Source organism: Pseudomonas sp. NY8896 (assembly GCF_039634505.1).
On the sequence record NZ_CP132350.1, the window covers coordinates 6,907,412 to 6,933,978 of the forward strand.

Genomic DNA, 26,567 nt, shown 5'->3' on the forward strand with positions numbered 1-26,567 from the left:
CCAGTAAACTGCGCTTCCTCGGCGGTTTCGCCTTGCCTGACCATCTTCTCAGACTCTTCAAAAAGAGCCTAGAACCCTCATTACTCACAAAAATCTGCTTTGTTTTTTTTCGCCTCAATTGCACATTCTCTTGTCTAATTTCCCCTGTTTTCTGTTGAAAGTAGTAAATAGCACAATGACAGATACTATTGCTAAAGTTCCCCAACCATAAGCATAGGTACCAAGGCTATCCCGTGATAAGCCAATAATCGGGGGAATCAATACAACGGAGAGCTGATTAGCTGTCATGGCCATTCCCAGCGCAAAACCCTTGCGATCAGCAGGAGCAGTTTCTGCAATGTAAGCTACCCATTGAATCGCCCCTGGTTTCCTAGACACTCTCCAAGCTCAGAAAATAGCGTTTCTCATACTCTACTGGCGACAGCTGCATAGCACTGCTGTGTCTGCGCCTTGGGTTATAAAACATTTCAATGTAATCGAAAATATCACTTCGGGCTTCGTCACGTGTTGCGTAGATTTTTCGTCGGATTCGCTCCCGCTTCAAAAGCTGGAAAAAGCTTTCGGCTACGGCATTGTCGTGGCAATTTCCCCGCCGACTCATGCTGCTGATTATATTGTTGGCCTTCAAGAAGCTTTGCCAGTCTGAGCTACTGAATTGACTGCCTTGGTCTGAATGGATCATCACTTGCTGCCGTGGTTTGCGGCGCCACACGGCCATCAACATCGCGTCAAGCGCCAGGTCGCTGCACATGCGGGGCTTCATTGACCAGCCAATCACTTGGCGGGAAAACAGATCCAGGACTACCGCTAGGTACAGCCATCCTTCATAGGTGCGGATGTAAGTGATATCGGTTACCCAGACCTTATTCGGCTCACTGACTTTGAACTGCCGCGCGAGATGGTTGGGAGAGGCCACTGTTGGCTTTCCACCGTAAAACCCTGGACGCCGCCGATAGCCCGTTTGCGAACGCAACCCCTCTGCCTGCATCAAGCGTCCGACTCGATTGCGCCCGCATGTCTCTCCCAGCTCACGCAGGTCATCATGAATTTTGCGGTAGCCGTACACACCTCCGCTTTCGAGCCAAGCATGTTTGATCAAGCCAAGCAGACGATGATCTTCTTTTGCTCGGGCAGATTGAGGCTCGGTCAGCCAGGCGTAGTAGCCGCTGGGATGCACCTTTAGGGTTTGGCATAGGCGCCGCACCGGGTGATCCGTCGAGTGCTTCTTGATGAAGGCGTACTTCAGTTGCACTCCTTGGCAAAGTACGCGGCGGCCTTTTTTAAGATGTCTCGCTCTTCAGTCACGCGCTTGAGTTCTGCGCGAAGCTTGCGCAGTTCGGCTTGCTGCTCATCGTCTTGCTGACGCTGCTCTTGGGGTTTGCTGTAGAGCTTGATCCAGGCGTAGAGGCTGTGAACAGACATGCCCAGGCGCTGGGCAACATCGGCGACAGTCTTGCCTTTCTCGGTCACTTGCTTGACCGCTTCGATTTTGAATTCTTCGGGGTAACGCTGACGACTCATGACACCTCCTATTTGGGCCTCATTATGAGGCTTGGAGGTGTCTACGAAACCAGGGGCGATTCAGACATATCTGTGGTCACGTCTCCAGTAAGGGAAACCAAGCGACTCAATGTCTTCTTTTACACAATCTATGCAAATTCCAGCTAGCTGACATTCTGTCTCAAATCTCGTATAGCAATCCTTATAAATTTTTCTGGTATAGCTGCGTTGGTCGAAATCCGGAAAGACACCTACCTGCGAATAACTCGTGTGTTCATGCAGCAGACGATTGAATCCGTAGGTATCAGACATGCCTAGCAGATCAGCAATAATCCCGATTGACTGTCCTCGCATGTAGTACCTGGATATTTCCTTGAGCTTGATCGACTCGGGTGAGCGTGGAGCCAGGTAGAAATGCCTTTCGATAAAGGAACGCAGAGACTCGTGCGGTTGGATGGCGAGCAGCAAGGAGGAGTACCTAGGATTTCAAGGCAGCGGAGGGGCAGCAGAGCGGGATCTGCGCTTGGAGCCCACAGAGGCTCCAAGCGAGACAGACTTTAATATTCAGAGACAGACTTTAATATTTACGATCATTTGTGTGGGATGAAAATAAAGTTTCATCCTAATGACAGGAATGCCTAAAGCGCCGCTTACTTTAAAAATCGTTTTAAATCAATTACTTACAACCAATCCAACGTCTTCAAGCGTTTTCAGGGTGGAGGTCAGAGTCATTAAAGTATCATCCTAAATTCCGCTCAACCTTGGAAAACGCTGAGAATCATAAAAATAAAGTTTCATCCTTTCATCTCATAATTCCAGGCTTTCTTCCGATCTCGGCAGCAATACTGCTTGGCCAGGGCGCTCCTCTCGCGCCACCGCTCGCTGATCAGCCGCCACTTGAGCTCGACGAAGGCGCCTATGACATTCCCCGATGAAGGGCAGCCCCTTCTTGACGAACCCGATCTGCACTCCACGACCAGCGAGCCACTGCCCCAGAAGGCGTCGTCCAAGGCAAGGCAAGGCAAGGCAATCATGCCAGGCAACTTCACGGGTTTAGCTGATGTGCGGAACGTGTATACCCCTTCAACGAAAGTGTGTGTGGGGTGAACCCGTTGGAGATCAAGCACCAGTGAAACAATACAGAAAACCAGCCTATCCAGCGGGCTTCCTGAGTATCTGACGAGGCCATAGGTCAGAAACACAGTGGATGGCAGCTTTCGGCCGAGGCGGTGTAAAAACGTTTTCGAGTAAATGCGTCAATCAGAATCGGAGCGAAAATCGCGTTCATACGCGAACTCCAGGTCTGCTGACTAACCGAACGCTGGCAGATTTAACGTAGGGGCGAAGACTTCAAGTCGGTGCTTGCGTTTTTACACACTCTGGACCAGAAGCCGCAAGTCCGCCCAATAAATAAGCCTGCCCCTTTCTACTGGCCAAACATGCGGCTTCAGCAGGCTTCCTGCGTGGGCGGCATGGCGCCGTCCTGCTCCAGGCAGGCAATTACGCACAACTCGCGTGTGGTTACTCCAGCACCACACTGAATTGCTGCGCGCTTCTGCGCATCAGGGTCAGCCAGATCGCCAGCCGTCGCGATTCCCAGCTCAGCCAGCCGCACACTCAGGCGCCGGCCCCTGCTCCACATCTCAGTGACAGGCGTAGCCGCGAGCAGCTTAGCCCGCCGCCCGGGGCACTCAGATCAACCACGCCGCCGGTCTGTTTCTGCCAGCGCTTGGCCGCGTAGCTGGCCAGCTTCGCCAGCGTCTTGCTCGGACCGATACGCCACAACGCCTGCCTCGAAGACATCGACTACCGCAGCCCGCGCGGGCTGGACAAGGGCTTGATCCTGCAACTGGGTAGCGGCCAGTGGCTGCGCGACGGGCTCAACCTGATTATCAACGGCCCGACTGGCGTCGGTAAGACCTGGCTGGCCTGCGCCCTGGCTCACCAGGCCTGCCGAGAGGGCTACAGCGTGCGTTACCTGCGCTTGCCGCGCCTACTGGAAGAGTTGGGCCTAGCCCACGGCGACGGGCGCTTCGCCAAGCTGATGAGCGGCTATGCCAAGACCGACCTGCTGATCCTTGATGACTGGGGCCTGGCCCCGTTCACCGTTGAACAGCGCCGTGACATGCTGGAGCTACTGGACGACCGCTACGGCCAGCGCTCGACCCTCGTGACCAGCCAAATGCCCGTGGACAACTGGCACGAACTGATCGGTGATCCGACTCTGGCCGACGCCATCCTCGACCGCCTGGTGCACAACGCTTATCGGATCAACCTCAAGGGCGAATCGATGAGAAAGCGGGTGAAGAAATTGACGACACCGGGCACCTCAGACTAACAATGCAACCTCTGCGTCGCTGCGCTCCGACTGCCTGTCCGAATGGCCGTGGAACAGGTGTCCGGATCAGCGTGGGCTGAGTGTCCGAATGGCGTGGAATCCGCAAATCATCAAACTCGACCGCTTACGACTGCGTGGTCTGACAGGTGCCACTGACGAATTCACTTTAGCGGCGACGGTGCAGAACCTGCGACGCATGGCCAAGCTTTTGCCTCAAGGGCCACCGCTGACGGGATAGGTACGCCTGCTGCAAGCAGAAACCCTCAAATTAACCCTCAAACCTGAGCAAGGACGCTCAGCGAAACACCGAAAGGCATCCTGAAGTGGATTGCCGCCATTTCGACAGCAGGCACACCTGATCGGCAGGCCGCCGCTAAATCTACTTTTTCAACAGAATCGGCCAAAAGCAGCCATTGAGCACCCACAAAATCAGGGGCGATCACTTCCTTGGGTAACCGGCCAGCACACGCTAGACGATCTTGTTGGCCGCTTCAAACTGCTGATAGCGGCAAATGATCTTGCTGCGCTGCCTTTTCTTGTTGGTGGCGAACAGCGTGAAGCTGCCGAGGATGTCCAGCACCATGTGCGGACGCAACATAATATTAGCGGACAACTTGAGCGATTTCAGTGGGTGGTGCTGACCATCCCCACATCGCTATCCAGATGCCACGGCCCCCAATCCTTGACCGGCAGACCGGTGGAGCCGTAGCGGTAAGCCTTGCCCTCGGTGGTCACCGAGAACACGTTGCAGACGAACAGCTCGGGTACGAACTTCTCGTAGTCGTCGTTCAGGTTTACCGCCGCCGTGGTTATACTAACCTGAGTACAGACGGGGCAACGCAAGCATCCCCCTCCCCCCCAAAAGCGACCTCTTGACCTGCAGGGTTTCTAATGAGGATTTGTGGATGGGCAATAGTAAGTTCCGTACTAGACCTATCGAACTGTAGCGCACCGCGCCTGAAATTTTATTTTCCGGACATTCATAGCTCTTGACCTCCCTCCATCCCTTGTATGCAAGGCTGCGTCGCAGCGTCACTTACATCATACTGCTGGCCTTGCTTGGCGTGGTTCTGTTCAATTTCGTGTGCATTTGGACGGCTAGGCTATTGGCCTCTGAAGGCTTCTGGTTGGAGAACCCAACATGGAAGGGACTCCTGCTCAGTGTGCAAGAGCCGGCACCGGATGTGGTACTGGTTGGCTCATCACGCGTCCAGAATCATTTTGACACTCGCTTGATGAGTCAGAGCGGGCAGAGCTTTTTCAACTATGGCATCCCTAACCTATTCCCAGATGAAATGCGCGCACTGGTCGAACGAGCAGCTGTGCATGCACGCAGTACAGTAGTGATTTCCCTGCCGGTACAGAGCCTGTTTTGGCAGACCCGCTGCCCTAAGACTTGGAGCTGGGCAGATGTGCGATTCAATGCCAGCCACTCTCCGCGATGCTTGGAGGCGTTAAGCGCAAACGACTGGTTCAAGCTACTGCCGATGAACTCGCTACTGGAGGCGAGCGTCCTTGAGCTGCAGCTCATGCCTTGCCAACGCCATGAGCATACAGAGGAGTTGCGCCATGCAAGAGACATACTCGGAAGCTCCCCCTGCGCAGACCCTCGGAGACCGATCCTACTGCGCGGCAACCCCAAGCGCAGCGTCTTGATTTACGCCAATGGCGACGGGGTCATCGTGCCGGGCCGGCTGGAGACGTGGCAGGCTCAGGTCACCTGGGAGGACCGCCGACAGGAGGCCTACAATCCCGACCGGCTGAAACAATTGCGCAGCCTGCTGGACATCGTGCACAAGCATGGCAAGCAGCCGGTTCTACTGATCGAGCCCAGTCCGCTGCAACCGATACGGATCCGTAAGGATCTCGATCAGGTGCTGGGGGCCCAAACGTTGTACCTGAATGAATGGACTTTCGCCGACGATGAGATCGCCGACAAAGAGCACCTCGGCCGCAAGGGCGGCCAACGCGTCAGTGCCTACCTAGCGGAGCAGTTGAGGCAGCCCTCGCGCAGCGCTAAAGCGCAGGAACGGCGCTCAGATCCTGCAAGGGAATAAAGCGCTGGCTTAGCGTTTCACTATCGGCGAAACGTTCTGGTAGGTCACCCCAGAACAACTGGTGCCAAAGTTTCCAGAGTTGCAGCCACTGCTCAAAGTCTTGGCCGCGTCGCGAACTGCGGGTCTGCCGCTGCAAGGCGCTGCCCAAGGACTGAGCATAGAGGCGACAGGACTGGCAAGCAATGTTAGGGGTACAGCACTTTACGTCGCCTGCGTCGCTGAGGTCGACATGGAAGTGTCGGTAGTGATGGGTGACGCGTGCTGCACAATTGGTGGCAATACCGGTATCTGGGTCGATGTCGTAGAGCCCATTAACCTGATGAACCCAGCGGTTGTACTGTGCGTCGTAAAGGATATTCTCGGCGTAGTCTTCCATGGCTTGGCCGATCAGCGCCTGGGAACGCGCAAGGTGCTCAGCTTCGAGAATCAGGTTGTCGTCGCTGTCGCTGAAGCGAAAGTAGTCCGAACGATCCCTGCCACCCTGCTTCAGCCGATCTAGGTAATCCTGCGTCGGGCTGAAGTGGTTGAAGCTCAACCGAACGCCCTCGTCCGCGCAGAAGCGCGCGACTTCGGGGATGCTGGCGATGTTCTGACGCGTGATCGTAAAGACGAAGATCGCTCGCGGATCGTTGCGATAGTTCCTAAGTTGCTTCCCAACGATATTCGCCCCGCGCAGTTTCCGGCTCTCTTCGGGCAGTCCCCAGAGTGAAATCTGAAGGCGGTAATCGAGTTCGCTGCTGAGCTTGCGTGTGCCGTTGGTGTAAATGACGCCCTTGGGAATATGGCGGGCCATGACCAGCAGCTTGTTTTCCACCAGAGCCGGCTCGGCGCCTGCCACTTCCGCATAGTTCACTCCGCGTGCGGCTTCTGCTGCAAAGAAACGGTCGACCTGAATCAGATCATTTTCTGGAACATGGCCGTCGTGATCGTTTCCAGCAAAGAACAGACAACCTTCGCACACAAGGTTGCAGGTGTTGGACAGGTCGTACTGGGAGGGACGTAACGGTAGAACCTCACTGCGCAGGTACTTGAAGAACGCGCGGGAGGATTCATTCGCGATGGGCGCTTGTTTTTGTTCTGCGTGCATGGCAATGGAATACCCTGGAACAGGCGTCAAATCGGCATCTGATTTGAGCGATTGTGAAAAAATCTGCGGTAAATACTACGGGACACGGGAAGCTTAAGGAATCTCCGAACAAGCCTTCAGTTATGCGAGAATCCCCGCAACACCTGATCCGAGCCGCCCATGAGCCAGATGAGCTTTTCCGACTTTGAGTACGCCGGCAAGCGCAAGCAAACCCGCCGAGAGCGCTTCCTCGCCGAAATGGATCAGGTGGTGCCCTGGGCAGGCCTGCTGGAGCTGATCGAACCGTTCTACCCCAAGGCCGGCGGCGGTAGAAAACCCTATCCTCTGGAAACCATGCTGCGCATCCATCTGTTGCAGAACTGGTTCTCCCTGAGCGACCCGGCCATGGAAGAAGCGCTCTACGAAATCACGCCCATGCGCCAGTTCGCACGCCTGACGCTGAGCGCGCCAATCCCCGAAGACACCACGATCATGAACTTCCGGCACTTGCTGGAGAAGCATCAGCTCGCACCGGCAATCCTTGCGGTCATCAATGGTTATCTGCAGGAAAAAGGCCTGTCGCTGCGCCAAGGCACCATCGTCGATGCCACCATTATTCATGCCCCCAGCTCGACCAAGAATAAAGAAGGCAAGCGTGATCCCGAGATGCACCAGACCAAGAAAGGCGGTCAGTATTTCTTCGGGATGAAGGCGCACATCGGTGCCGATGTCGAGTCCGGCCTGGTGCATCACGTCCATGGCACCGCTGCCAATGTGGCCGATGTCACGCAGGTGGCTGAACTGCTGCATGGCGAAGAAAACGCCGTGTATGCAGATGCCGGTTACACCGGTGTCGAAAGGCGCGAAGAGCATGAAAATCGGGGGGTGATCTGGCAGATTGCAGCGCGTCGCAGCACCTATTCCAAGCTGAACCAGCGCAGCGTACTGTACAAAGCCAAGCGCAAGATCGAGTTCTGCAAGGCTCAGACACGGGCCAAGGTCGAGCATCCGTTTCGCGTGATCAAGCGGCAGTTTGGTTACGTGAAAGTACGTTTTCGTGGGCTGATGAAAAACACGGCTCAGTTGACCACGCTGTTCGCCCTGGCAAACCTGTGGAGGGTTCGAAAACAGCTCATGGGTATGGGTGAGGTTCGCGTTTAACACGGAGAACCGGTCGAAAAAGCTCTCCGTACATGATTTTTCGGTCACTTTTCGTCCAATGACGCTGTAGGTGCCTGGAAAATTGCAACTTGCCGCGGCTGCACGACAAGTTGATCGGAGCATCCTTAAAGCCACAGTCACTGGGTATCTTTCGTTACTACCCTGCCGCCCGAGAATGGATGTCAAGTAACCAGACCAATCACCCGTAAATGCTATGATCCGCAGCCTCCCCCTTGCGGGACAGGACTTCTTTAACTCTAAACTCTTGATCACGATACAGAACAGGACCATGGATGCTGTTCAATACTCTCCAATTCATGCTGCTCACAGCTTGTACCCTGTTGATCACGCTGAACCTCCGACGGATCAGTCAGGCCGCTCCAAAGTTCTTTCTAATCGCGGCATCCATCGGCTTCTACGGACTATGGAATCCGCAGGACATCCCGGTCTTGCTACTGTCGCTGGCCGGCAACTACCTGCTAGCGGGCGTCCTTTGCCGGGCTGATGGCAGACGACGCCTGCTGTGGCTGATCATCGGCGTGCTGGCCAACTTGTCTCTGCTTGCCTGGTTCAAGGTTGCGCACACTTGGCTCAGCCTACTTGCGCTGGAGTTTCCACAGATCCCCGTGCCACCGGCGCGTGCCTTGCCATTGGGCATTTCCTTCTTCACCTTCCAGCAGATTGCCTATCTAGTATCACTCAGCAAGGGTGGCGAGCGTATACGCCCGCCGGACTATGCTTTCGTGATCAGCTTCTTCCCTCATCTGATTGCCGGACCGCTGGTACGACACCGCGATATGCTCCGGCAGCTCCGTCTGCCAAGCACCTTCCGATTCCGAGCCGCCAATCTATTCGCTGGCGTCAGCCTGTTCATAATCGGACTCGGGAAAAAAGTGCTCATCGCTGACCCACTGGGGCTCTATTCCACAACACTATTTCGCGCCTCGGATGGTGGTTTGACACTAGATATGTTGTCGGCTTGGATCGCAGCGACCGCCGGGTTCCTCAATTTCTACTTCGACTTCTCGGGTTACTCGGACATGGCCTGTGGGCTGGCACTGATCGTGGGCATTCGACTACCACTCAACTTCTATTCGCCGTTCAAGTCGGTGAGCATGGACGACTTCTGGAATCGATGGAACATCACTGTCACCCAGTTTATCCGCGAGCATGTATTCCGCCCCCTGGCCGGCCGCCGTCTAGTCATTCGCCGCCATCTAGCGGCACTGGCGGTGACCATGATCCTAGCTGGCATGTGGCATGGGGCGAGCCTGACCTTCCTAGTATGGGGCGCATTGCATGGTGTGATCGTCACCGCACAGCATGCTCGGCGACTGATCTGGCGCCGGCGTGCTACACGCCACCTGAACCGGGCGCGCCAGCTACTGGGGTGGGGCCAGACGCAGCTCCTGCTGATTATCCTGGGCTGCGTCTTCATGTCCCACACCCTAGACGGTGCCTGGAACATGATCGAAGGTATGGCAGGGTTCAACGGCTTAGGCAAGCCTCAGATCCTGCCCTCGATCTTGCCTGCGCCGTTGATGATGCTGATTGATCTACTCACCGGAATAAGCGCTAGAGAATGGAGTGCGGGATGGGGTAGCACCTTCGAGGCGATGACCCTCATCCTGCTGGCCTGGGTCATCAGCGCCTGCGCGCCTAACTCAATCCAACTGCTGGGACGTTACCGGCCCGTTCAGGACTCCACCAACCTGCTACATGCCGGTCAGGTGCCGAAACTTCCGGGAGTGGAGTGGCGTGGGCAGCAAGTCGCTGCTCCTGGAGGCTTCTGGACGCTAGGCATGGCGTTTGTATTCACGCTCTGCGTACTACGGATCCTGTCCAATGCAGCATCGCCGTTCAATTACTACAATTACTGAAGTCGATTTCGCTTGATGGCAATAAATATCATGCGAGCACCTTCAAGCCTGCCACCATCAGGACCAGCGCCAACCCAATCTGAATCCAGCGCCCGGTGATCTTTCCAGCCAATAAACTCCCCAACAGCACCGCCGGGACCGAACCCAGCAACAGGCTGATCAACATCCACCCATCCACCATCCCGGCAAACAGATAACCCAACCCTGCAACGATAGCGAGCGGAATGGCATGCACAATATCGGTGGCGACCAGGCGATGAGGAGTCATACGCAGAGGGTAGAGAAACAACAGCATCACACTACCCAGCGCGCCAGCGCCAACAGAGGTCAAGGCCACACAGAGCCCCAGCACCGCGCCTGAAACCACGGTCAGGACAGGCTGCACGGCCTTGAAGCGCTCTGCCTGGCTGACGCGACGGTTTCGCGCATATGCCATCAACCTCGGCGCCGCCAACAGCCCCACGGCAGTGATCAAAACCACCACGCCAATTGCCTTGCTCAGCCATTCCACCTTGGCCACCTGCGCGCCCAGGCTCACCAGCACTACGACGAACAAGGCCAGGGGTAGGCTGCCCAACCACAAGCGCTTGGCTACCTGCCAGTCCACCTGGCCGTTGGCATGATGAATACGCGCGCCCACCAGCTTGGTAATGGCGGCAAACCACAGATCGGTTGCAATTGCGGTGACTGGCGACACCCCAAATACCAGCAGCAGGATTGGCGTCATCAAGGCGCCGCCGCCAACCCCCGTCAATCCGACGACAAAACCGGTCAGCGCACCTGCCAGTGAATATGTCCAATCAATCATGCAGGGATCAGCACGGCGTTGCGCGCAGCCACGAACGAGGGGTTCAGAACATCGGGTTTGCCGTAGCGCAGGGGATTGCCCTCCCGATCCAGCACTACGCCCCCTGCGCCTTCAAGCACCGCCTGCGCAGCCGCGGTGTCCCACTCACAGGTAGGTGCCAGGCGCGGATAGATATCAGCCACCCCCTCCGCCACTCGGCAAAATTTCAAAGAGCTGCCAGCCTGTATCAGACTGACCGATCCAAGCCGCTCGATGAATGCCTGCGTTTCTTCGTTCAGATGGCTCTTGCTGGCCACAACGCGGCAACCATCATCCGGTTCAGCCGCGCTGACCTCGATCGGCTGCGTACCTGCGGCTGTCTCCCTGAATGCACCCAGGCCGGCGCCACCCCAATACATGCAGTCGATAGCAGGTGCATAGACCACACCCAACACACTGCGGCCCTGATCGATGAGAGCGATATTGACCGTGAACTCGCCATTACGCGCAATGAATTCCTTGGTGCCATCAAGTGGATCGATCAACCAAAAGCGCCCCGAGCCATTGCGATGCGCCAGCGAACGCTCATCTTCTTCCGACACCACTGGATAGCCGGGCGACAAAGAACCAAGGGCGTTGGTCAAGACAACGTGAGCGGCCAAATCAGCCTCGGTAACCGGACTGTGATCTGCCTTCTCACGAACACCGCTCTGCCCGCTGCTGTAAATCGACATGATGGCATCACCCGCCTGACGAGCGATTGGCAACAAAAGAGCAGCCAAGTCAATCGATACACGCCGTCGCATAATGTAAATCCCTGTGATTTAATTTGATTCAGCGAAGCTTATCACGCGACTTTTATTGCCCGGAATCAATATGACCCAAACTACGACAGCCGCTGCAGGTGATTTTACCGGGCTCGAGGCCGAACAGGTCTGGGATACCCATCTCGCCTACGAACACCTCAAAGCGTGCGGCGAGGCCGATACCAAGCGTACCGCCGAGCGCCGCCTGAACGCTCAGGGTCTGCTGCCTGCTGAATTGGCTGAAGAAGCACTGCAAGACGAGCATGGCCGCGCCCCCAACAGAATCGTACTGGCCTGGGCCATGGAGCAAGCGCGCAAACGCCGCGATAGAGTGCTGTTCGTTCAACTGAGCCCGCTACCCAGCGGAAAGCCCTGTCTGCACGCAAACGATGCCAGGGGCGCGCGCTTCTGGGTGCCATTGGCAAATGTCGCGCGGGAGACAATCCGTACGGCCTGTGTCGCATTGCAACAACACATCGGCAAGCCCGTCGCGGTGTTTCCGCATGGCTCGTTGGTAGCCTCGATGCGCAACGCGGACGAGATGCCTGACATCCACTGCTGCGTGCAGGTCTACCAGCCGGTGCTACCGCCTCATCTCAAGCTCCACCGGTTCGACTCAATGCCCGCAGAGGCGTTATCCGAACTATCCCCGCACCTCAAGCGCCTGGAGGCAGAGAGCATTCACATCATCCGAGAGGCGGTAGCCGAGGCGCAGAATCCGGCGATGCTCTATTCCATCGGCAAAGACAGTGGCGTGATGCTCCACCTTGCCCGCAAGGCCTTCTTCCCCTCACCGCCACCCTTTCCGTTACTGCACGTAGACACGCGCTGGAAGTTTCAGGAGATGTATCTGTTCCGTGATTTCATGGCACGTGAAAGCGGCATGGACTTGCTGGTACACACCAACCCGGAAGCCATCGAAAAGAATATCAACCCTTTCGATCATGGCTCTTCGCTGCATACCGACATCACCAAAACCGAAGGGCTCAAGCAGGCGCTGGACAAGTACAAATTTGACCTCGTGTTTGGTGGCGCGCGCCGCGATGAAGAAAAATCCCGCGCCAAGGAGCGCATCTTCTCGTTTCGCAGCGCAACCCAGCGCTGGGATCCGAAAAGCCAGCGCCCGGAACTCTGGAACCTCTACAACACCCGTAAAAGCCAGGATGCCAGCATTCGAGTATTCCCCCTGTCGAACTGGACTGAACTCGATATCTGGCACTACATCTACCTGGAAAACATCCCCATGGTGCCCCTGTACTTTGCCAAGTTGCGGCCTGTGGTCGTGCGACCCGAGATGATCATGCTGGTCGACGATGAGCGCTGCAAACTGCTGCCCGGCGAAGACATTCAGATGCGCAAAGTGCGTTTTCGCACACTAGGCTGTTACCCGCTGACAGGCGCCGTGGAGTCAGAAGCGCAGACGCCGGAAGACATCCTGCTGGAAATCATCAACACACGACAATCCGAACGGCAGGGCCGTCGAATCGATACGGATAGCGCAGGCTCCATGGAGAAGAAAAAACAAGAGGGCTACTTCTGATGGCACGCCTCAAGAAAAGCACCTCGCCCGAACAACACGCCCACAAGACGGCAACACTGAGCGAATGGCTCGTGCAGCAAGCCAATCAGGACCTGTTGCGTTTTATCACCTGCGGTAGCGTCGATGATGGCAAAAGCACGCTTATCGGCCGCTTGCTCTGGGAGGCACAGCAGGTCTTCGACGATCAGTTGAGTACGCTGCAGGCAGACTCCAAGCGCCATGGCACGCAAGGTAACGACATTGACTTTGCCCTGCTCGTAGATGGCCTGGCAGCCGAGCGAGAACAAGGCATCACCATCGATGTGGCCTATCGTTTCTTCTCCACACCGCATCGCAAGTTCATCGTGGCCGACACCCCTGGCCACGAGCAGTACACGCGCAACATGATCACAGGAGCCTCCACCGCCGACGTTGCGGTACTGCTGGTCGATGCGCGCCAGGGCGTGCTGACGCAAACCCGCCGGCACGCCTATCTGGCGTCACTGGTGGGCATAAAGCACATCATCCTGGCCATCAACAAGATGGATCTGGTGGCGTATGACCCCCAGGTGTTCGCCGATACGCTGGCTGCGTTCAATACAGCGGCTGAGCCATTGGGATTCGACAGCATCACCGCCATCCCATTGTCGGCTCTCAAGGGCGACAACATCACCTCCCGCTCGGCGCATACGCCCTGGTACCAGGGCCCAACCCTCATGGCCTGCCTGGAAACCATCGACCCTCGCCCCCCCAAGGCATTCAAAACGGTCTTCCCCGTTCAATGGGTCAACCGTCCGGATGCCAGCTTCCGAGGCTTCAGCGGCACATTGGCCTCCGGCCAGCTAGCCGTTGGCAACGAAGTGCGCGTAACGGCTTCCGGGCAAACGGCCAAGATCGCACGCATCGTCACCGCCAACGGTGATCTCGACTGCGCCAACCCGGGTGATGCGATCACCCTGGTACTGGACCGAGAAGTCGACTCCTCACGAGGCGACATACTGGCTCGCGCTGAGCACCCGCTGGAAATGACCGACCAGTTCGAAGCCACTCTGGTCTGGATGCACGATGAGCCTGGCCTGATAGGCCGCTCCTACGAGATCAAACTGGCGAACCAATGGGCCAGCGCCAGCCTTACCGCACTGAAGCACCGCATAGACGTCAACACCCAAGCTCATGAATCGTGCCGCCAGCTGCAGCTTAACGACATCGCAGTGGCCAACCTTGCACTGAGCAAGCCACTGGTTTTCGATGCCTACGCTCAATCACATACTCTTGGCGGATTCCTGCTGATCGACAAATATACCCACAGCACCGTCGCCGCCGGCATGATCCGCCACAACCTGCGCCGCGCACAGAACGTACATCGCCAGGCACTCAGCATTACCCGCGAGGACCGTGAACGCCTCAATGGCCATAAAGGCAAGGTAATCTGGTTCACCGGCCTTTCCGGCTCGGGAAAATCGACCATCGCCAACGCCCTGGAGAAAGAACTCCATGCCCAGGGCAAACGCACCTATATCCTCGATGGCGACAACGTTCGCCAAGGCCTGAACAAGGACTTGGGCTTTACCGATGCCGACCGGGTAGAAAATATTCGGCGAGTGGCTGAAGTCGCCAAACTGATGATGGATGCAGGGCTGATCGTGATGACCGCGTTTATCAGCCCCTTCCGTGCAGAACGGCAGATGGCGAGGGAGCTAATCGGAGAAGATAACTTTATCGAAGTGTTTGTGGACACTCCCCTCGACATATGCGAGCAACGCGATCCGAAACGGCTGTACAAAAAGGCCCGAAGTGGACAGTTGCCCAATATGACGGGAATTGACAGCCCCTATGAATCGCCAACACAGCCAAACATCTTGATTAAAACCGCACTCACATCCATAAAAGAAGCAGTAATTTTAATAGATAGCTATCTTTATAGCTAAAATTCATTTTCGCGACATGCTTGCCCCCTGACGCCACCCTACACCCAATGATAAGCTATTGTATGGGCGTCAAAAAATATTATTTTAGATTAAAATATATAATACCCCCCAAGTGATCTATAACTATTTTTGAGTCCTTTTTCAGTCCGAATGGGACGCAAACTTAAATCCTTATAGTCAAAGCTAACGTTGAGCAGGATTGGCCGCAATATCGTATTGAAATTTCGCCTCCAGCACTGCTGCCTTACCACCAATAAAAGAACAACTGCCGGGAATAGCCTCATTTGGGAATTTATTGGCCAAATACGCCAATCCACGATGGTAACGCTCCGTCACTTTACCTTTAGAAAAATGCTGAAACGCCAAAGGAAATACACCCACCGACAAAGCAAAGTGAAACTGAGCCTGCATGCAAAAATCCTCAGCATACAAGTCAAAAGATAGGTATTCATCGAAACGCAACGCCGGAAATTGACGTAATAAAGAGGTATGCAATAAAACGCTCTGACAATCTAACGAGCTGACTAAAGCCACTTCTTCCAAAGGAACCCCGACTGTCACGGCTTCACTGCCATCTTTATTGCTACAGGCATGCTCACCATATGCAACAGGATAGTGATCCTGCATACGCACACCAAATGTGCCGTATACTTGGCTGGGATCAAGGCTCAATAAGGAATGCAGGCTCTGCTTAATCTCAAAATCTTCATGCACAAAAAAGAGCCAGCAATCCTCGTTAAGATGCTCCTCTATCACACGATTGTACAAGGCAGGCAAACCAAGATTATCGACCCGATTATCAATGCCAGTGCACTCATACGGCCACAAATAAGGATTCAATTCAAAAAAGCTGCGATACATCGTGGGGTTAATAAACACACTGAACAACTTTATCGCGCTCATGAATTAGCCTCCGAAAAAGGCAAGATAACAAAGTCATGCCCGCCATTCACGATACGTGAATGGCGAAGCGCATTAAAACTTGCCCGTAACTCTGGTGACGCCTGATCACGCAACAACTCACATAAATCGACAAACACTTCGACCGACAACCCGAGCGACGGCGTAATCGAAGACCCTAAGGCCCAGTGAACGTATTCCATAACCCCACTTTGAATATCCAGCGACACCTTTTGGCGTTTTTTCTCATCCTCGGTGGCCGCAAAATAACACGGATACAACTGCCCCTGATCATCGCGCGCCATGTGCTTCACACTTTCCAACGGCGACGACGCCAACAACTCCATAAAATCAATAAAGGGTTGCAAGCGTGTCGCCAGCTCAGGCCGCTGAGGGCTGAACAAAAAACCGCTCTTATTGGCGCGGCATTTCGCGTGTGGCCAAACCCCCAAATAAGCGCCATGCACTTGGTTTGGCAAGCTTTCTGTCAGCAATTGCAAACAATCTTGAATAGTACCGCTCCAACCTACATCAACCACTAAAGCATCTGCTTCACAAAATCCGATGGACTGTAAATACGCTAATAAATCATCACGCTCTTTCTGAGCGAGCGCAGCAATCGACGATTTATGCTTCTTAATAACACGCATGACCTCAGTAGCCATTAACAACTGCTTTTGCTCTAGCGCGAGTAAATCTTGCTGTAATGCAGTCAACTCCGGATAGTCAAAACGATTGAAAATATCGTCGACACTGGTATGCGCATCACAATACCCATATAGCGTCAGAACCTCATCAGGCACGTTATCCAAGACCAACAAAGGAAACGTCATACAACGACGAGAAGCGTACATATAATGGGAACGATACCCCTCAGCGGCATAAACCCGATCAAAAACCTGTTTTATGATGTCGCCATCACGTGCCAAAAAATAGACCCCGCCTAACGAAGGCAACGCCGCCATTTGTTCACGCAACGACCGCACAAAGCTCAACAGCAATGGCCCCGCATACAAAAAACCCACACTGCGCCAAACCGAAGAAGGTCCAGAGCGCTCAATACCTAATTTCCAGTAGCGATAACCACCTAACAAATGAGACAAACACAACGACGACGGCGAGCCCGACAGCGTTGCAGCTTTCAACTCTTTGGCAAAGCCGGAAACCAAGGCATCATGCGCGAAAAAAACATCCGGTTCTTGATAATGAAATGCATCAAATCCGAGTTTTTTAGGCCACTCCACATCCGCCAGACGGTTATCCCCCACGTGCAACACACGCAAATCCGCCCATGTCGATTGCAAATCACGAAAACGGCTGCCATCGCCCTTGATTAAGTCATCCTTTGACGACACCAACAATGCATCCCGCTGTTGATAACCGGCATCGTCCAGCAGATGTTCAATATCCTCATGACGCAAATACATATCCGAAACAAAATAAATGAGTTTTTTCAGCGTAACCGCCTTTCGATACAACTCAAACACTTCGGGATTAGCGACACAAAACGCCCGCTCGGCGGCCACTTCAAGCGGCAGCCATTCAGGATGATCACGATAAATATCATTTAAACTGATATCTCGAGCCGCCGGCTGCAATCGCCGCTCATCCACTTCGCGCTTAATCCGCCAATGATAAAAGCCCTGCAACCCATGAGTTTGCTCAATGTAACGAAACACATCCGTTGGTTGTCGCACCAGACGCAGCAAAGCCGTATCAAACACATCGAATGAGACCACGTCATAATCGGCTAAAGACAATGAACGGAACTGCTGATGAAAAGCCGCCGTAATCGCTGATGGTGCATTCTCGTCCGATGCGTTTTCTGCTGATACAACAGCAGATATCGGCGGCGGCGGTGTACTCGCCGGATGACGTTCGAGCCAATACCAAATCGCACGTTGTTTTAACCCAGCCAAACCCTCGATGCGCCACACGCGCACGACACGCGCCAACAAGCCACGTAAGGCATGTTGTTTACGCAAATCACGATACACCCACCAGAGCTTACGCGGCTTGCGCAACAGGCTACCCAAAGCACGCACTGGCGCCGCTAAACGCCAACTGCGAGAGGCGTATACGGCATCCAATGAATGCTGCAAATTCACCAACAGAGACGCTTGCCTTGAAAACTCTTGCGTTAGTTCACCCATCGCTTGGCCCAGACTGGAAAGCTGGCCGTCGCGTTCGGTTATGGCTTGGCTGAGGATGGCGATCTGCCTATCTCGCTCGGTCACCGCTTGGCCCAGGCTGGCGATCTGCCCATCTCGCTCGGTCACCGCTTGGCCCAGGCTGGCGATCTGCCCATCTCGCTCGGTCACCGCTTGACCCAGGCTGGCGATCTGCCCATCTCGCTCGGTCACCGCTTGACCCAAGCTGGCGATCTGCCCATCTCGCTCGGTCACCGCTTGACCCAAGCTGGCGATCTGCCCATCTCGCTCGGTCACCGCTTGACCCAAGCTGGCGATCTGCCCATCTCGCTCGGCCACCGCTTGACCCAAGCTGGCGATCTGCCCATCTCGCTCGGTCACCGCTTGACCCAAGCTGGCGATCTGCCCATCTCGCTCGGTCACCGCTTGACCCAAGCTGGCGATCTGCCCATCTCGCTCGGTCACCGCTTGACCCAGGCTGGCGATCTGCCCATCTCGCTCGGTCACCGCTTGACCCAGGCTGGCGATCTGCCCATCTCGCTCGGTCACACAAGAACTAAGCCGATCAACCAGTCCAAGTAGGGGCTGTATTCGGCTGAATTCCGTCTCCCAGCGATCAAGCTGCGATAAACGATCAAAATTCTTATCAGCTTCGACGTTCGCGGCCACATCAGAAATGGCTGTGAAAATCTCTTTTGCCAACTCAATCGCTGCGCTATCGCTCCACACGTCTTGAGGCAGATAGAAAGAATGACGCAAGTCTTCAGACAAAAAATCACGCAAAAAGACAGTTTGGTCAGTGGTGTCAACAGTGGTTTTCAGAAATTCTGCTAAGCGCCCTATTGTCTTTTGCGGTTCCGCAACGAATTGGTCGTAATCGATTAATATGCGCGAATCCTCTGCAGTTCCGCGAAGGCTGGTCAAAACATGAGTAATCCAAAGTAAATAGGATCTTTCCGGCGCGAGTCCATCGCGCTTGGCAAGTGAGTCGGCAACGCTGAGTGGATGACGAACGGCAATTACATATCGGGCTTCAAAACCACCCACTTGAAATACGCGCAACCAAAATGACAATAGCTTTGCTGTACGCGGATCCTTAAAACCAAATATTTGTCCAGGCTGTGACTTTTTACGCAACAGCCGTATAGCTTCTTTTAGATAGCCTTGTTCACATAGGCGGTCAACATCAATACCTTTTAACGGACAAATGCTATGCCACGCATGCCCAACAGCACTCAGCAGACGTTCATTGAAATTGACAATATCCAGGTCTTCAAAAAAACCCTTGTCATTATTGCCAGGATCAGCCGGCATAAGTCGGTCACCTAGTGAAACACCCACAGTTTGAAGCGCGCGAGTCACTGTGCTAGTACCACTCCGGTGCATTCCCAGCACTACAACGATAGGCTGATTCGTGCAACTTATACTTACTTCTTTAGATGCGCTCATTGGATACAGTTTCAATTTTTGGTACGCAATTAAAATCAACAATGCCTGTTCCCAAACTGGCTAACTCGGAGTTAACTCGAAACATGGCAACGTCAATTAGCCGATGGAGGTAGGTTTCGCTGCCGTTCAGATCACCAACCACGCCAGCATTAAGGAAATACACACCGGAATTCAGTCGGCAGACAAATGCAAACTCAACTTCATAGACGCTACCGCCAGTGACAAAAGGCAGACTTTTTCGATTAGAAGCCGCGGATACAGCGCCGCCCAACTCCACTCCGCTGGTGGTTTTGATCAACATACCAAACCGTACATTACTTGCAGGCTGATCAAATCTGATACGGTACCGGTAATAATAAGTTTTTCCGCGCGTAAGTTGGTTAACTCGCTCGCCAAATGCTGAATAGATGGCAGGGTCTTCAATGAATGCACCATAAGACTCGTACACAACTGTGCTGCTCGGCTTGAGATGTGGGTCGTAGTAGTCGGCCATTTCTTCCGCTGCCAGACTCACCTGCGCATCTAGGCCTTGGTCTTTGTCAGCATTGAATTTCAACACCTCGTCCGTCAATAGGGCGTCATACTCGCCCAACTTGTCGATACGTCGAATTTCCTCCCGAATGATCTCTCGCTTCTCGCTGGGTGCATACAGAAGTTTTTGGTAGCGTGCCACCATTTGTTTCGGTAAGCCCATGGCCAGACGCTCACCACTGTCAACCAGCAGTACACGCTCACAGAGCTCTACGACGGTACCGCCAGCATGGGAAACAAATAGTATAGTTGCACCTGCCTTGCGGATATTCTCGATGCGTGAAAAACATTTCCGCTGAAAAAGCTCATCACCAACAGACAGCGCCTCATCAACTACTAGAATTTGAGGGTCTACGTTAATTGCCACCGCAAACGCCAAGCGCACCATCATGCCGCTCGAGTAGGTCTTGACTGGCTGTTCGATGAAATCACCAATCTCGGCAAAGGTGACAATTTCATCGAACCGGGCATCGACTTCATCTCTGCTCAAACCGAGAACTGCGCCGTTCAGATAAACATTGTCTCGCCCGGTGAACTCAGGGTTGAATCCGGCCCCCAGTTCGAGCAGCGCGGCAATCCGGCCACAGGTTCTAATGCTGCCGCTGGATGGGTTCAGCGTGCCGCAGATCATCTGCAGCAAGGTAGATTTGCCGCTGCCATTGCGGCCGATGATGCCGACAGTTTCACCTTTCTTGACTTCAAAACTCACATCTTTGAGTGCCCAGAACTCGCGGAAATATTGCCTGGGCTGCATGCCGATGGCGCGCTGCAAACGCGGCAGGGTCATCTGCTTGAGCCGGTCGCGGGGCTGATCATAAATGTGGTAGCACTTGCTGAGGTTTTCGACCTTGATGGCGATTTCAGAGGACATCAGCAAACCCCTTTCTCGTCTTCTGGAACCAGGCGAAGCCCAACCAGGCAAATCCCAAAGTCATCACCCAGTAAACCCCTAACATTAAAAAATCCGGCGTCTTGCCCCAGAACAGCACTTCGCGCGCCTGCTCAACAACCGTTGTGATTGGGTTGAGATAGAGGATGTATCGATAGTCCTCAGGAAACGCTGTAGCAGGATAGAAAATTGGGCTGAGGAACATCAAGGCCATGGTCAGCAAGCCGATCAACTGTGATACGTCGCGCAGGAACACCCCGAGTGATGCCAAGGCCCAGCTCAGGCCCATAAGGAACAGGCAGAACGGCACGAGCACAAGTGGCAGATAGAGCACGGCGAGGTCCGGCACACCGAAGAAGATGACGTAGGCAATCAGCCAGACTCCAAGACTGATGAGTGTGTGGAACAGCGCTGACAGCAAGCCGACGAACGGAAGAATCTCTAGCGGGAAAACTACCTTTTTGACGTAGTTAGTGTTGGAAAGAATCAAACCCGGCGCCCGGTTGATGCACTCGGCAAACAGGTTGAAGACGAGCAGACCGGCGAAGAGCAACAGCGCAAATTCGGTCTTCGAGCCGCTGCCGCCATCCCAACGCGCCTGAAAGATGGCGCTGAAGACGAAGGTAAAAACCGCCAGCATGAAAAGCGGGTTAAAGAAGGACCACAGCAAACCAAGGAACGAGCCGCTATAGCGCCCCAGCACTTCGCGCTTGGTAGAGGCTCTAATGAGCTCTCGGTTGCGCCAGAGGCTGGCAAACATTTCAACTGGAGTAGCTGCAAAGGGCCGCATCAGGCAAAAACCTCGGCTTGTTCAAAGGCTTGGCCTTTTGCATCTTTGGCTGAGAGGATCGGAGCCACGCCAGCGGGCCACTCTATGCCTATGGCTCGGTCGTTCCAGGCAATGCTGCGCTCATAGTCTGGAGCGTAGTAGTCGGTGGTTTTGTACAAAAACTCTGCTGTGACGCTCAAAACCACAAAGCCGTGGGCAAAACCTTCGGGCACCCACAATTGTCGTTTGTTGTCGGCTGATAGCACTTCGCCCACCCACTGGCCAAAAGTGGGGCTGCTTTTGCGCACGTCCACCGCCACGTCAAACACCTCGCCCTGCACCACGCGCACCAACTTGCCTTGGGGCTGCTGGATTTGGTAGTGCAAGCCTCGTAAAACGTTCTTCACCGAACGTGAGTGGTTGTCCTGCACGAAGTTGACGGGTTTACCGACAGCCCCTTCAAAACGACGGTGATTGAAGCTTTCGAAGAAGAACCCCCGATCATCACAAAATACCTTGGGTTCGAAAAGAATGACATCAGGGATAGCTAAAGGCGTTGCTTTCATCAGTAAACGGTCTCGCTCAGAATTCGTTTAAGGTATTGCCCGTAGCCGTTCTTGGCGAGTGGCTCTGCGAGTTTTTCAAGCTGTTCTGCCGATATCCATTTCTGGCGATAGGCAATTTCTTCCGGGCAGGCGACTTTCAGGCCCTGGCGGTTTTCAAGGGTGGCGATGAACTGACTGGCCTCCAGCAGCGACTCATGGGTACCGGTATCCAGCCAGGCGTATCCGCGCCCCATGATTTCAACACTGAGTTGGCCCTGCTCCAGGTAGAGGCGATTGAGGTCGGTGATTTCCAGTTCGCCACGCGGGGAGGGTTTGAGGCTTTTGGCCAGTTCCACGACCTGATTGTCATAGAAGTAGAGGCCGGTGACGGCATAGCTGGATTTCGGCGCCATCGGTTTCTCTTCAAGGCTGATGGCCTTGCCCTGATCATCAAACTCGACCACGCCATAACGCTCGGGGTCATGTACGTGGTAAGCGAACACACTGGCGCCGTGCTCGCGCGACATCGCGCTCGTTAGCAGCTCCTGGAAATGATGGCCATGGTAGATGTTGTCACCCAGCACCAAGGCCGCCAGATCGTTACCAATGAACGCTTCACCGATCAGAAAAGCCTGGGCCAAACCGTCCGGCGATGCCTGCACAGCGTAGGAAAGACTGAGCCCCCACTTGCTACCGTCACCCAGTAGCTGTTCGAAACGCGGGGTGTCTTGCGGCGTGGAAATGATCAGGATTTCACGAATACCCGCTAGCATCAGGGTAGTCAGCGGGTAATAGATCATCGGCTTGTCATAAACCGGCAGGAGCTGCTTGGAGATCGCCAGGGTTGCAGGGTGCAGACGAGTACCTGAGCCGCCTGCCAGGATGATGCCTTTACGTTTCAACATGTTCATTTCTCTAGTACTTCTGTGAGCATCCGTGCCACACCGACTTGCCACTCGGGCAAGCTCAGCGCAAAGGCCTTTTGCAGTTTCTGTGTATCGAGTCGTGAGTTGTTCGGCCGTTTGGCCGGGGTCGGATAGGCGCTGCTGGGGATAGCCGCAACCTGGTTGCCGTGTACCTTGAGGTCGACACCTTCGGCCGCTGCTCGCTCCAGCACGAAGCGCGCATAGGCATGCCAGCTGGTCTCACCGGACGCAGCAAGGTGATACAGCCCACCCAATTGGGGCTGTTTCAGGGTCGAACGAATAAGATGTGCACTGACATCTGCCAACAATTCAGCTCCGGTCGGCGCGCCGAATTGGTCAGCAATCACACTGAGGCTATCGCGCTCGCGGGCCAGACGCAGCATGGTCTTGGCGAAGTTGTTGCCCCGTGCGGCGTATACCCAACTGGTGCGCAGGATCAAATGCAAGCAGCCACTTGCCTGGATTGCGCGCTCACCAGCCAGCTTGCTGGCACCGTAATGATTTAGGGGGGCCACTGTATCCGTTTCGCACCAGGGGCGTTCACCATCACCGGCAAACACGTAGTCGGTGGAGTAGTGCAGCAGCAAACTACCCAACTGCTTGGCCTCGCGAGCCAACACAGCAACGGCTTCAGCATTCACCCGGAAGGCCAGTTCGGTATCGCTCTCGGCCTTGTCAACGGCGGTGTAGGCGGCGGCATTGACGATCACATCCGGCGCGAAACGCTGCACGGTCTCTGCCAGACCGTCGAGATCACACAGGTCTCCGCAGTAGTCGCTGCTTTTGGAGTCAAGAGCCAGCAAGCCGCCCAATGGGGCCAGGCTACGTTGCAACTCCCAGCCAACCTGGCCGTTCTTACCTAGCAGCAATATTTTCATGCACTGAGCCCGCGATAGTTGGTTTCCATCCATTGGCGGTAATCGCCAGACAGCACGTTGTTCACCCAGGTTTGGTTATCCAGATACCACTGCACTGTCTTGCGGATACCGGTTTCAAAGGTTTCGGCGGGTTTCCAGCCTAGCTCAGTGGCCAGTTTGGTCGCATCGATCGCATAGCGCCGGTCATGCCCGGGGCGATCGGTAACGTAGGCAATCTGCTGCTGATACGGCTGGCCATCGGCGCGCGGACGTAGCTCGTCCAGCAGGGCACACACAGTGCGCACGATTTCCAGGTTGGGCTTCTCGTTCCACCCACCCACGTTGTAGGTCTCGCCCAGCACGCCAGCTTCAAGCACTCGGCGGATGGCACTGCAGTGATCCTTGACGTAAAGCCAGTCGCGGATCTGCTGGCCGTCGCCATACACCGGCAAAGGCTTACCAGCCAGGGCGTTGACGATCATCAGCGGGATGAGCTTTTCCGGGAAATGATACGGCCCGTAGTTGTTCGAGCAATTGGTGGTGAGCACAGGTAGACCGTAGGTGTGATGATAAGCCCGCACCAGGTGGTCGCTGGCCGCCTTGCTGGCTGAATACGGGCTGTTGGGCTCGTACTGATGTTTTTCGGTGAACGCCGGCTCGGCTTTGCCCAAAGAGCCGTAGACCTCGTCTGTCGACACATGGAGGAAACGAAACGCCTGCTGCGCTTGCGGCTCAAGCGCGTTCCAATAGGCGCGTACCGCTTCCAGCAGACGGAAGGTGCCGACGATATTGGTCTCGATAAAATCTTCCGGTCCGTGGATGGATCGGTCGACATGAGACTCCGCCGCGAAATTGAGAATGGCCCGTGGCTGGTGGTCAGCAAGCAGTTTCGCCACCAGGGCGCTATCACCAATATCACCCTGAACAAACAGATGCCTGGCATCACCATCCAGACTGGCGAGATTTTCCAGGTTGCCGGCATACGTCAGCTTATCCAAGTTGATCACCGGCTCATCGGACTGGGCCAGCCAGTCGAGCACGAAATTACTGCCGATGAAGCCGGCTCCGCCGGTTACAAGAATAGTCATGCGTTATATTTTCCCGAGAATAGCAGCAGCGACCAGACCAATATTTCCCAGCAGTGTTTGGCGGTAGATACCGCTGCGTTTGAGATGGATAAGGCGAGGAATAAGGCTCATACCCCGAGCGGCAGCAAAGCGCTGAAGTATTTCCTGGTTTTCGGGTGTGAACCTGTGTTCTAGCGTCAGTAACGCTGCGATGTTGCAGTCATTCCAGTGCTTGAAGCGCCCCTGAAATAACATGCGAATACGTTTAAAACGGGCAGCCCAGTTGGCATTCGTGCCCACCAGGTTGTCGCCGTGCTGGCGATAGCGCAGCGTAGGCTTGCTGTCATAGAACACGCGACCGCCACAGCCCGTCACAACCATGTAAGCCCACCAGTCGTGGGTGATCACAGACTTGTTTTCACCAGCTTCGCGCAAGAGCTCTCGTGCGGCATTGTTGAACACCATGGTGTTGCCACCACCAATGTTCTGCATCAAGGCATTGGCGAAACCAGGGGCTTTGGTAAACAGCGGCGATACGCCGATTTCATTGTTCTCAGCATCAACCAGTCGGGTGCATGAGCAATATAGTGCCGGTACATCGGCAGGCACGCTCTCCAGCCACTGGACAGCTCTTGCAAGCTTATCGGCTTCCCAGACATCGTCTTGGTCGGAATAGGCATAGAAATCTGCGTCGATGCTGGCGTTGCACGTTAGTGAAAGAAAATTGGCTGCAAAACCCTCGGCAGGCCCGAAGTGAATCGACAAACGGCCAACATCCCATCTGTTCTTGTAATCCTCCAGGATCGAGTGTGTATCGTCTTCTGATCCGTCATCAGAAGCCCACACCTCCCAGTTTTCATGCGTTTGGGCCGCAAAGGAATCCAGTTGCTCGGCGAGATAGTGCTGACCACGGTAGGTGCACAGCAGAATGGCAACTCGGGCAGTCGCCGCTGACTCCGACACCCTTGAAACAGGCACATGGCATTCAAGGTGCTTGGCGCTGGGGCAAGGCTCAGCTGTTTGACTATTGCGAAGGGAGGGGGATAGCACTTCAAGTTGTTCCGTCAACATAACCTGCACTCAGAGGCTCCAACGCCCCACTACATACCGTCGACATCCGCATACAAAATGCCAACGAGATCACGTTGTTCCATTTTAACAACAAACGAAGGGGGGGGGGAAGGATTCACCCATATCCTGACTAATGGGATGAATTGCTGACGCAACTCGGCTCACCTACAGCCACACATGTGGAGCTCGCTCCGCAGATTGACGAAGCCGGCCAACTGCTGCCTCCGCCCCTGCCTTTGTAGCCCGCCGCCTTGTAAATCACCAGCCCTTCCCCACAACGCTCCACGAGAGCCTTCTTCAAGACGCTTCCGCTCCCGTTGAAATAGCAAGCCCGGATATTGGACTTGCTGGCACTGATGCCAACTGCCAAG

21 protein-coding genes and 1 pseudogene are annotated in these 26,567 nt (G+C 54.8%); 6 read left to right on the forward strand and 16 right to left on the reverse strand.

The window, feature by feature from the left end:
* Nucleotides 1-370: 370 nt before the first annotated feature.
* Nucleotides 371-1,521, reverse strand: a protein-coding gene (locus Q9451_RS31285; protein ID WP_085985440.1) for an IS3-like element ISPpu22 family transposase whose coding sequence is annotated in 2 segments (ribosomal slippage) — nucleotides 371-1,287 and nucleotides 1,287-1,521 — 1,152 coding nt in all. Because the reading frame shifts where the segments join, the coding sequence is not laid out codon by codon here.
* A 1,753-nt stretch (nucleotides 1,522-3,274) separates the two neighbouring features.
* Here Q9451_RS31285 and istB point away from each other — a divergent pair.
* Nucleotides 3,275-3,838, forward strand: a pseudogene (gene istB / locus Q9451_RS31290) (IS21-like element helper ATPase IstB); the annotation flags it as partial.
* Nucleotides 3,839-4,113: 275 nt separating this feature from the next.
* Here istB and Q9451_RS31295 read toward each other — a convergent pair.
* The 3 genes from Q9451_RS31295 to Q9451_RS31305 are packed head-to-tail and all read right to left on the reverse strand — an operon-like array spanning nucleotide 4,114 to nucleotide 4,681.
* On the reverse strand, nucleotides 4,114-4,281 hold the full coding sequence (locus Q9451_RS31295) for a hypothetical protein (protein ID WP_213705110.1): 168 nt from the start codon (nucleotides 4,279-4,281) through the stop codon (nucleotides 4,114-4,116).
* A gap of 26 nt (nucleotides 4,282-4,307) precedes the next feature.
* Nucleotides 4,308-4,451 (reverse strand): hypothetical protein, encoded by a 144-nt coding sequence (locus Q9451_RS31300; protein ID WP_213705109.1) that lies wholly within the window; start codon nucleotides 4,449-4,451, stop codon nucleotides 4,308-4,310.
* A gap of 11 nt (nucleotides 4,452-4,462) precedes the next feature.
* Nucleotides 4,463-4,681: a hypothetical protein gene (locus Q9451_RS31305; protein ID WP_213705108.1), complete on the reverse strand. Its 219-nt coding sequence runs from the start codon at nucleotides 4,679-4,681 to the stop codon at nucleotides 4,463-4,465.
* A 146-nt stretch (nucleotides 4,682-4,827) separates the two neighbouring features.
* On the opposite strand from Q9451_RS31305, the gene Q9451_RS31310 reads away from it, so the two are divergent.
* The gene (locus Q9451_RS31310; protein WP_345960871.1) at nucleotides 4,828-5,895 is read left to right on the forward strand and encodes a hypothetical protein; all 1,068 of its coding nucleotides are present in this window, start codon (nucleotides 4,828-4,830) and stop codon (nucleotides 5,893-5,895) included.
* Here Q9451_RS31310 and Q9451_RS31315 read toward each other — a convergent pair.
* Nucleotides 5,855-6,982: a hypothetical protein gene (locus tag Q9451_RS31315; protein WP_345960872.1), complete on the reverse strand. Its 1,128-nt coding sequence runs from the start codon at nucleotides 6,980-6,982 to the stop codon at nucleotides 5,855-5,857. The two genes, Q9451_RS31310 and Q9451_RS31315, sit on opposite strands and share 41 nt — an antisense overlap.
* 159 nt (nucleotides 6,983-7,141) lie before the next feature.
* Between Q9451_RS31315 and Q9451_RS31320 the strand changes: the two genes are divergently transcribed.
* Together Q9451_RS31320 and Q9451_RS31325 are read left to right on the forward strand one after the other, a co-directional pair.
* Nucleotides 7,142-8,122, forward strand: coding sequence for an IS5-like element ISPa41 family transposase (locus Q9451_RS31320; protein ID WP_014003920.1), 981 nt, complete (start codon nucleotides 7,142-7,144; stop codon nucleotides 8,120-8,122).
* 293 nt (nucleotides 8,123-8,415) lie between these two features.
* Nucleotides 8,416-10,002, forward strand: coding sequence for an MBOAT family O-acyltransferase (locus tag Q9451_RS31325; RefSeq protein WP_213705107.1), 1,587 nt, complete (start codon nucleotides 8,416-8,418; stop codon nucleotides 10,000-10,002).
* Nucleotides 10,003-10,030: 28 nt separating this feature from the next.
* Here Q9451_RS31325 and Q9451_RS31330 read toward each other — a convergent pair whose 3' ends face one another.
* Both Q9451_RS31330 and cysQ read right to left on the reverse strand, forming a co-directional pair.
* Nucleotides 10,031-10,810 carry a sulfite exporter TauE/SafE family protein gene (locus Q9451_RS31330; protein WP_213705106.1) on the reverse strand — a complete coding sequence of 260 codons (780 nt, stop codon included), beginning with the start codon at nucleotides 10,808-10,810 and terminating at the stop codon, nucleotides 10,031-10,033.
* Entirely contained in the window at nucleotides 10,807-11,595 is a 789-nt protein-coding gene (cysQ, locus tag Q9451_RS31335; protein WP_213705105.1) for a 3'(2'),5'-bisphosphate nucleotidase CysQ, read from the reverse strand. Before cysQ ends, Q9451_RS31330 begins: the two co-directional genes overlap by 4 nt.
* Before the next feature lie 70 nt (nucleotides 11,596-11,665).
* On the opposite strand from cysQ, the gene cysD reads away from it, so the two are divergent.
* Together cysD and cysN are read left to right on the forward strand one after the other, a co-directional pair.
* Nucleotides 11,666-13,135, forward strand: coding sequence for a sulfate adenylyltransferase subunit CysD (cysD, locus tag Q9451_RS31340; RefSeq protein WP_213705104.1), 1,470 nt, complete (start codon nucleotides 11,666-11,668; stop codon nucleotides 13,133-13,135).
* Nucleotides 13,135-15,042: a sulfate adenylyltransferase subunit CysN gene (gene cysN / locus Q9451_RS31345; protein ID WP_213705103.1), complete on the forward strand. Its 1,908-nt coding sequence runs from the start codon at nucleotides 13,135-13,137 to the stop codon at nucleotides 15,040-15,042. Before cysD ends, cysN begins: the two co-directional genes overlap by 1 nt.
* Before the next feature lie 183 nt (nucleotides 15,043-15,225).
* Here the strand turns inward: cysN and Q9451_RS31350 are convergent, their stop codons facing one another.
* Genes Q9451_RS31350 through Q9451_RS31390 form a run of 9 tightly spaced genes read right to left on the reverse strand, consistent with a single transcriptional unit; the run spans nucleotide 15,226 to nucleotide 26,196 of the window.
* A complete protein-coding gene (locus Q9451_RS31350) occupies nucleotides 15,226-15,945 on the reverse strand; it encodes a hypothetical protein (RefSeq protein WP_345960873.1) in 720 nt (239 codons plus the stop codon).
* Nucleotides 15,942-19,541: a sulfotransferase gene (locus tag Q9451_RS31355; RefSeq protein WP_345960874.1), complete on the reverse strand. Its 3,600-nt coding sequence runs from the start codon at nucleotides 19,539-19,541 to the stop codon at nucleotides 15,942-15,944. The genes Q9451_RS31350 and Q9451_RS31355 overlap by 4 nt, the downstream gene beginning before the upstream one ends.
* Nucleotides 19,528-20,943: an ABC transporter ATP-binding protein gene (locus Q9451_RS31360; RefSeq protein ID WP_219806461.1), complete on the reverse strand. Its 1,416-nt coding sequence runs from the start codon at nucleotides 20,941-20,943 to the stop codon at nucleotides 19,528-19,530. The genes Q9451_RS31355 and Q9451_RS31360 overlap by 14 nt, the downstream gene beginning before the upstream one ends.
* Complete coding sequence (locus Q9451_RS31365) at nucleotides 20,933-21,751, reverse strand: ABC transporter permease (protein ID WP_213705099.1); 819 nt, start codon at nucleotides 21,749-21,751, stop codon at nucleotides 20,933-20,935. The genes Q9451_RS31360 and Q9451_RS31365 overlap by 11 nt, the downstream gene beginning before the upstream one ends.
* A complete protein-coding gene (rfbC, locus tag Q9451_RS31370) occupies nucleotides 21,751-22,296 on the reverse strand; it encodes a dTDP-4-dehydrorhamnose 3,5-epimerase (protein WP_213705098.1) in 546 nt (181 codons plus the stop codon). The genes Q9451_RS31365 and rfbC overlap by 1 nt, the downstream gene beginning before the upstream one ends.
* A complete protein-coding gene (gene rfbA / locus Q9451_RS31375; RefSeq protein WP_219806464.1) occupies nucleotides 22,296-23,177 on the reverse strand; it encodes a glucose-1-phosphate thymidylyltransferase RfbA in 882 nt (293 codons plus the stop codon). Before rfbA ends, rfbC begins: the two co-directional genes overlap by 1 nt.
* 5 nt (nucleotides 23,178-23,182) lie before the next feature.
* The gene (gene rfbD / locus Q9451_RS31380) at nucleotides 23,183-24,079 is read right to left on the reverse strand and encodes a dTDP-4-dehydrorhamnose reductase (RefSeq protein ID WP_345960875.1); all 897 of its coding nucleotides are present in this window, start codon (nucleotides 24,077-24,079) and stop codon (nucleotides 23,183-23,185) included.
* A complete protein-coding gene (gene rfbB / locus Q9451_RS31385) occupies nucleotides 24,076-25,146 on the reverse strand; it encodes a dTDP-glucose 4,6-dehydratase (RefSeq protein WP_213705095.1) in 1,071 nt (356 codons plus the stop codon). Before rfbB ends, rfbD begins: the two co-directional genes overlap by 4 nt.
* Before the next feature lie 3 nt (nucleotides 25,147-25,149).
* The gene (locus Q9451_RS31390) at nucleotides 25,150-26,196 is read right to left on the reverse strand and encodes a glycosyltransferase family 2 protein (protein WP_213705094.1); all 1,047 of its coding nucleotides are present in this window, start codon (nucleotides 26,194-26,196) and stop codon (nucleotides 25,150-25,152) included.
* Between the last annotated feature and the right edge of the window lie 371 nt (nucleotides 26,197-26,567).

Bases quoted from the DNA above. Each gene is read 5' to 3' on its own strand.
- rfbD (WP_345960875.1), bottom strand. From the start codon at position 24,079: ATGAAAATATTGCTGCTAGGTAAGAACGGCCAGGTTGGCTGGGAGTTG.
- Q9451_RS31315 (WP_345960872.1), bottom strand. From the start codon at position 6,982: ATGCACGCAGAACAAAAACAAGCGCCCATCGCGAATGAATCCTCCCGC.
- Q9451_RS31355 (WP_345960874.1), bottom strand. From the start codon at position 19,541: ATGAGCGCATCTAAAGAAGTAAGTATAAGTTGCACGAATCAGCCTATC.
- rfbC (WP_213705098.1), bottom strand. From the start codon at position 22,296: ATGAAAGCAACGCCTTTAGCTATCCCTGATGTCATTCTTTTCGAACCC.
- rfbB (WP_213705095.1), bottom strand. From the start codon at position 25,146: ATGACTATTCTTGTAACCGGCGGAGCCGGCTTCATCGGCAGTAATTTC.
- cysD (WP_213705104.1), top strand. From the start codon at position 11,666: ATGACCCAAACTACGACAGCCGCTGCAGGTGATTTTACCGGGCTCGAG.
- Q9451_RS31325 (WP_213705107.1), top strand. From the start codon at position 8,416: ATGCTGTTCAATACTCTCCAATTCATGCTGCTCACAGCTTGTACCCTG.
- cysQ (WP_213705105.1), bottom strand. From the start codon at position 11,595: ATGCGACGGCGTGTATCGATTGACTTGGCTGCTCTTTTGTTGCCAATC.
- Q9451_RS31390 (WP_213705094.1), bottom strand. From the start codon at position 26,196: ATGTTGACGGAACAACTTGAAGTGCTATCCCCCTCCCTTCGCAATAGT.
- cysN (WP_213705103.1), top strand. From the start codon at position 13,135: ATGGCACGCCTCAAGAAAAGCACCTCGCCCGAACAACACGCCCACAAG.
- Q9451_RS31365 (WP_213705099.1), bottom strand. From the start codon at position 21,751: ATGCGGCCCTTTGCAGCTACTCCAGTTGAAATGTTTGCCAGCCTCTGG.
- Q9451_RS31350 (WP_345960873.1), bottom strand. From the start codon at position 15,945: ATGAGCGCGATAAAGTTGTTCAGTGTGTTTATTAACCCCACGATGTAT.
- Q9451_RS31330 (WP_213705106.1), bottom strand. From the start codon at position 10,810: ATGATTGATTGGACATATTCACTGGCAGGTGCGCTGACCGGTTTTGTC.
- Q9451_RS31360 (WP_219806461.1), bottom strand. From the start codon at position 20,943: ATGTCCTCTGAAATCGCCATCAAGGTCGAAAACCTCAGCAAGTGCTAC.
- Q9451_RS31320 (WP_014003920.1), top strand. From the start codon at position 7,142: ATGAGCCAGATGAGCTTTTCCGACTTTGAGTACGCCGGCAAGCGCAAG.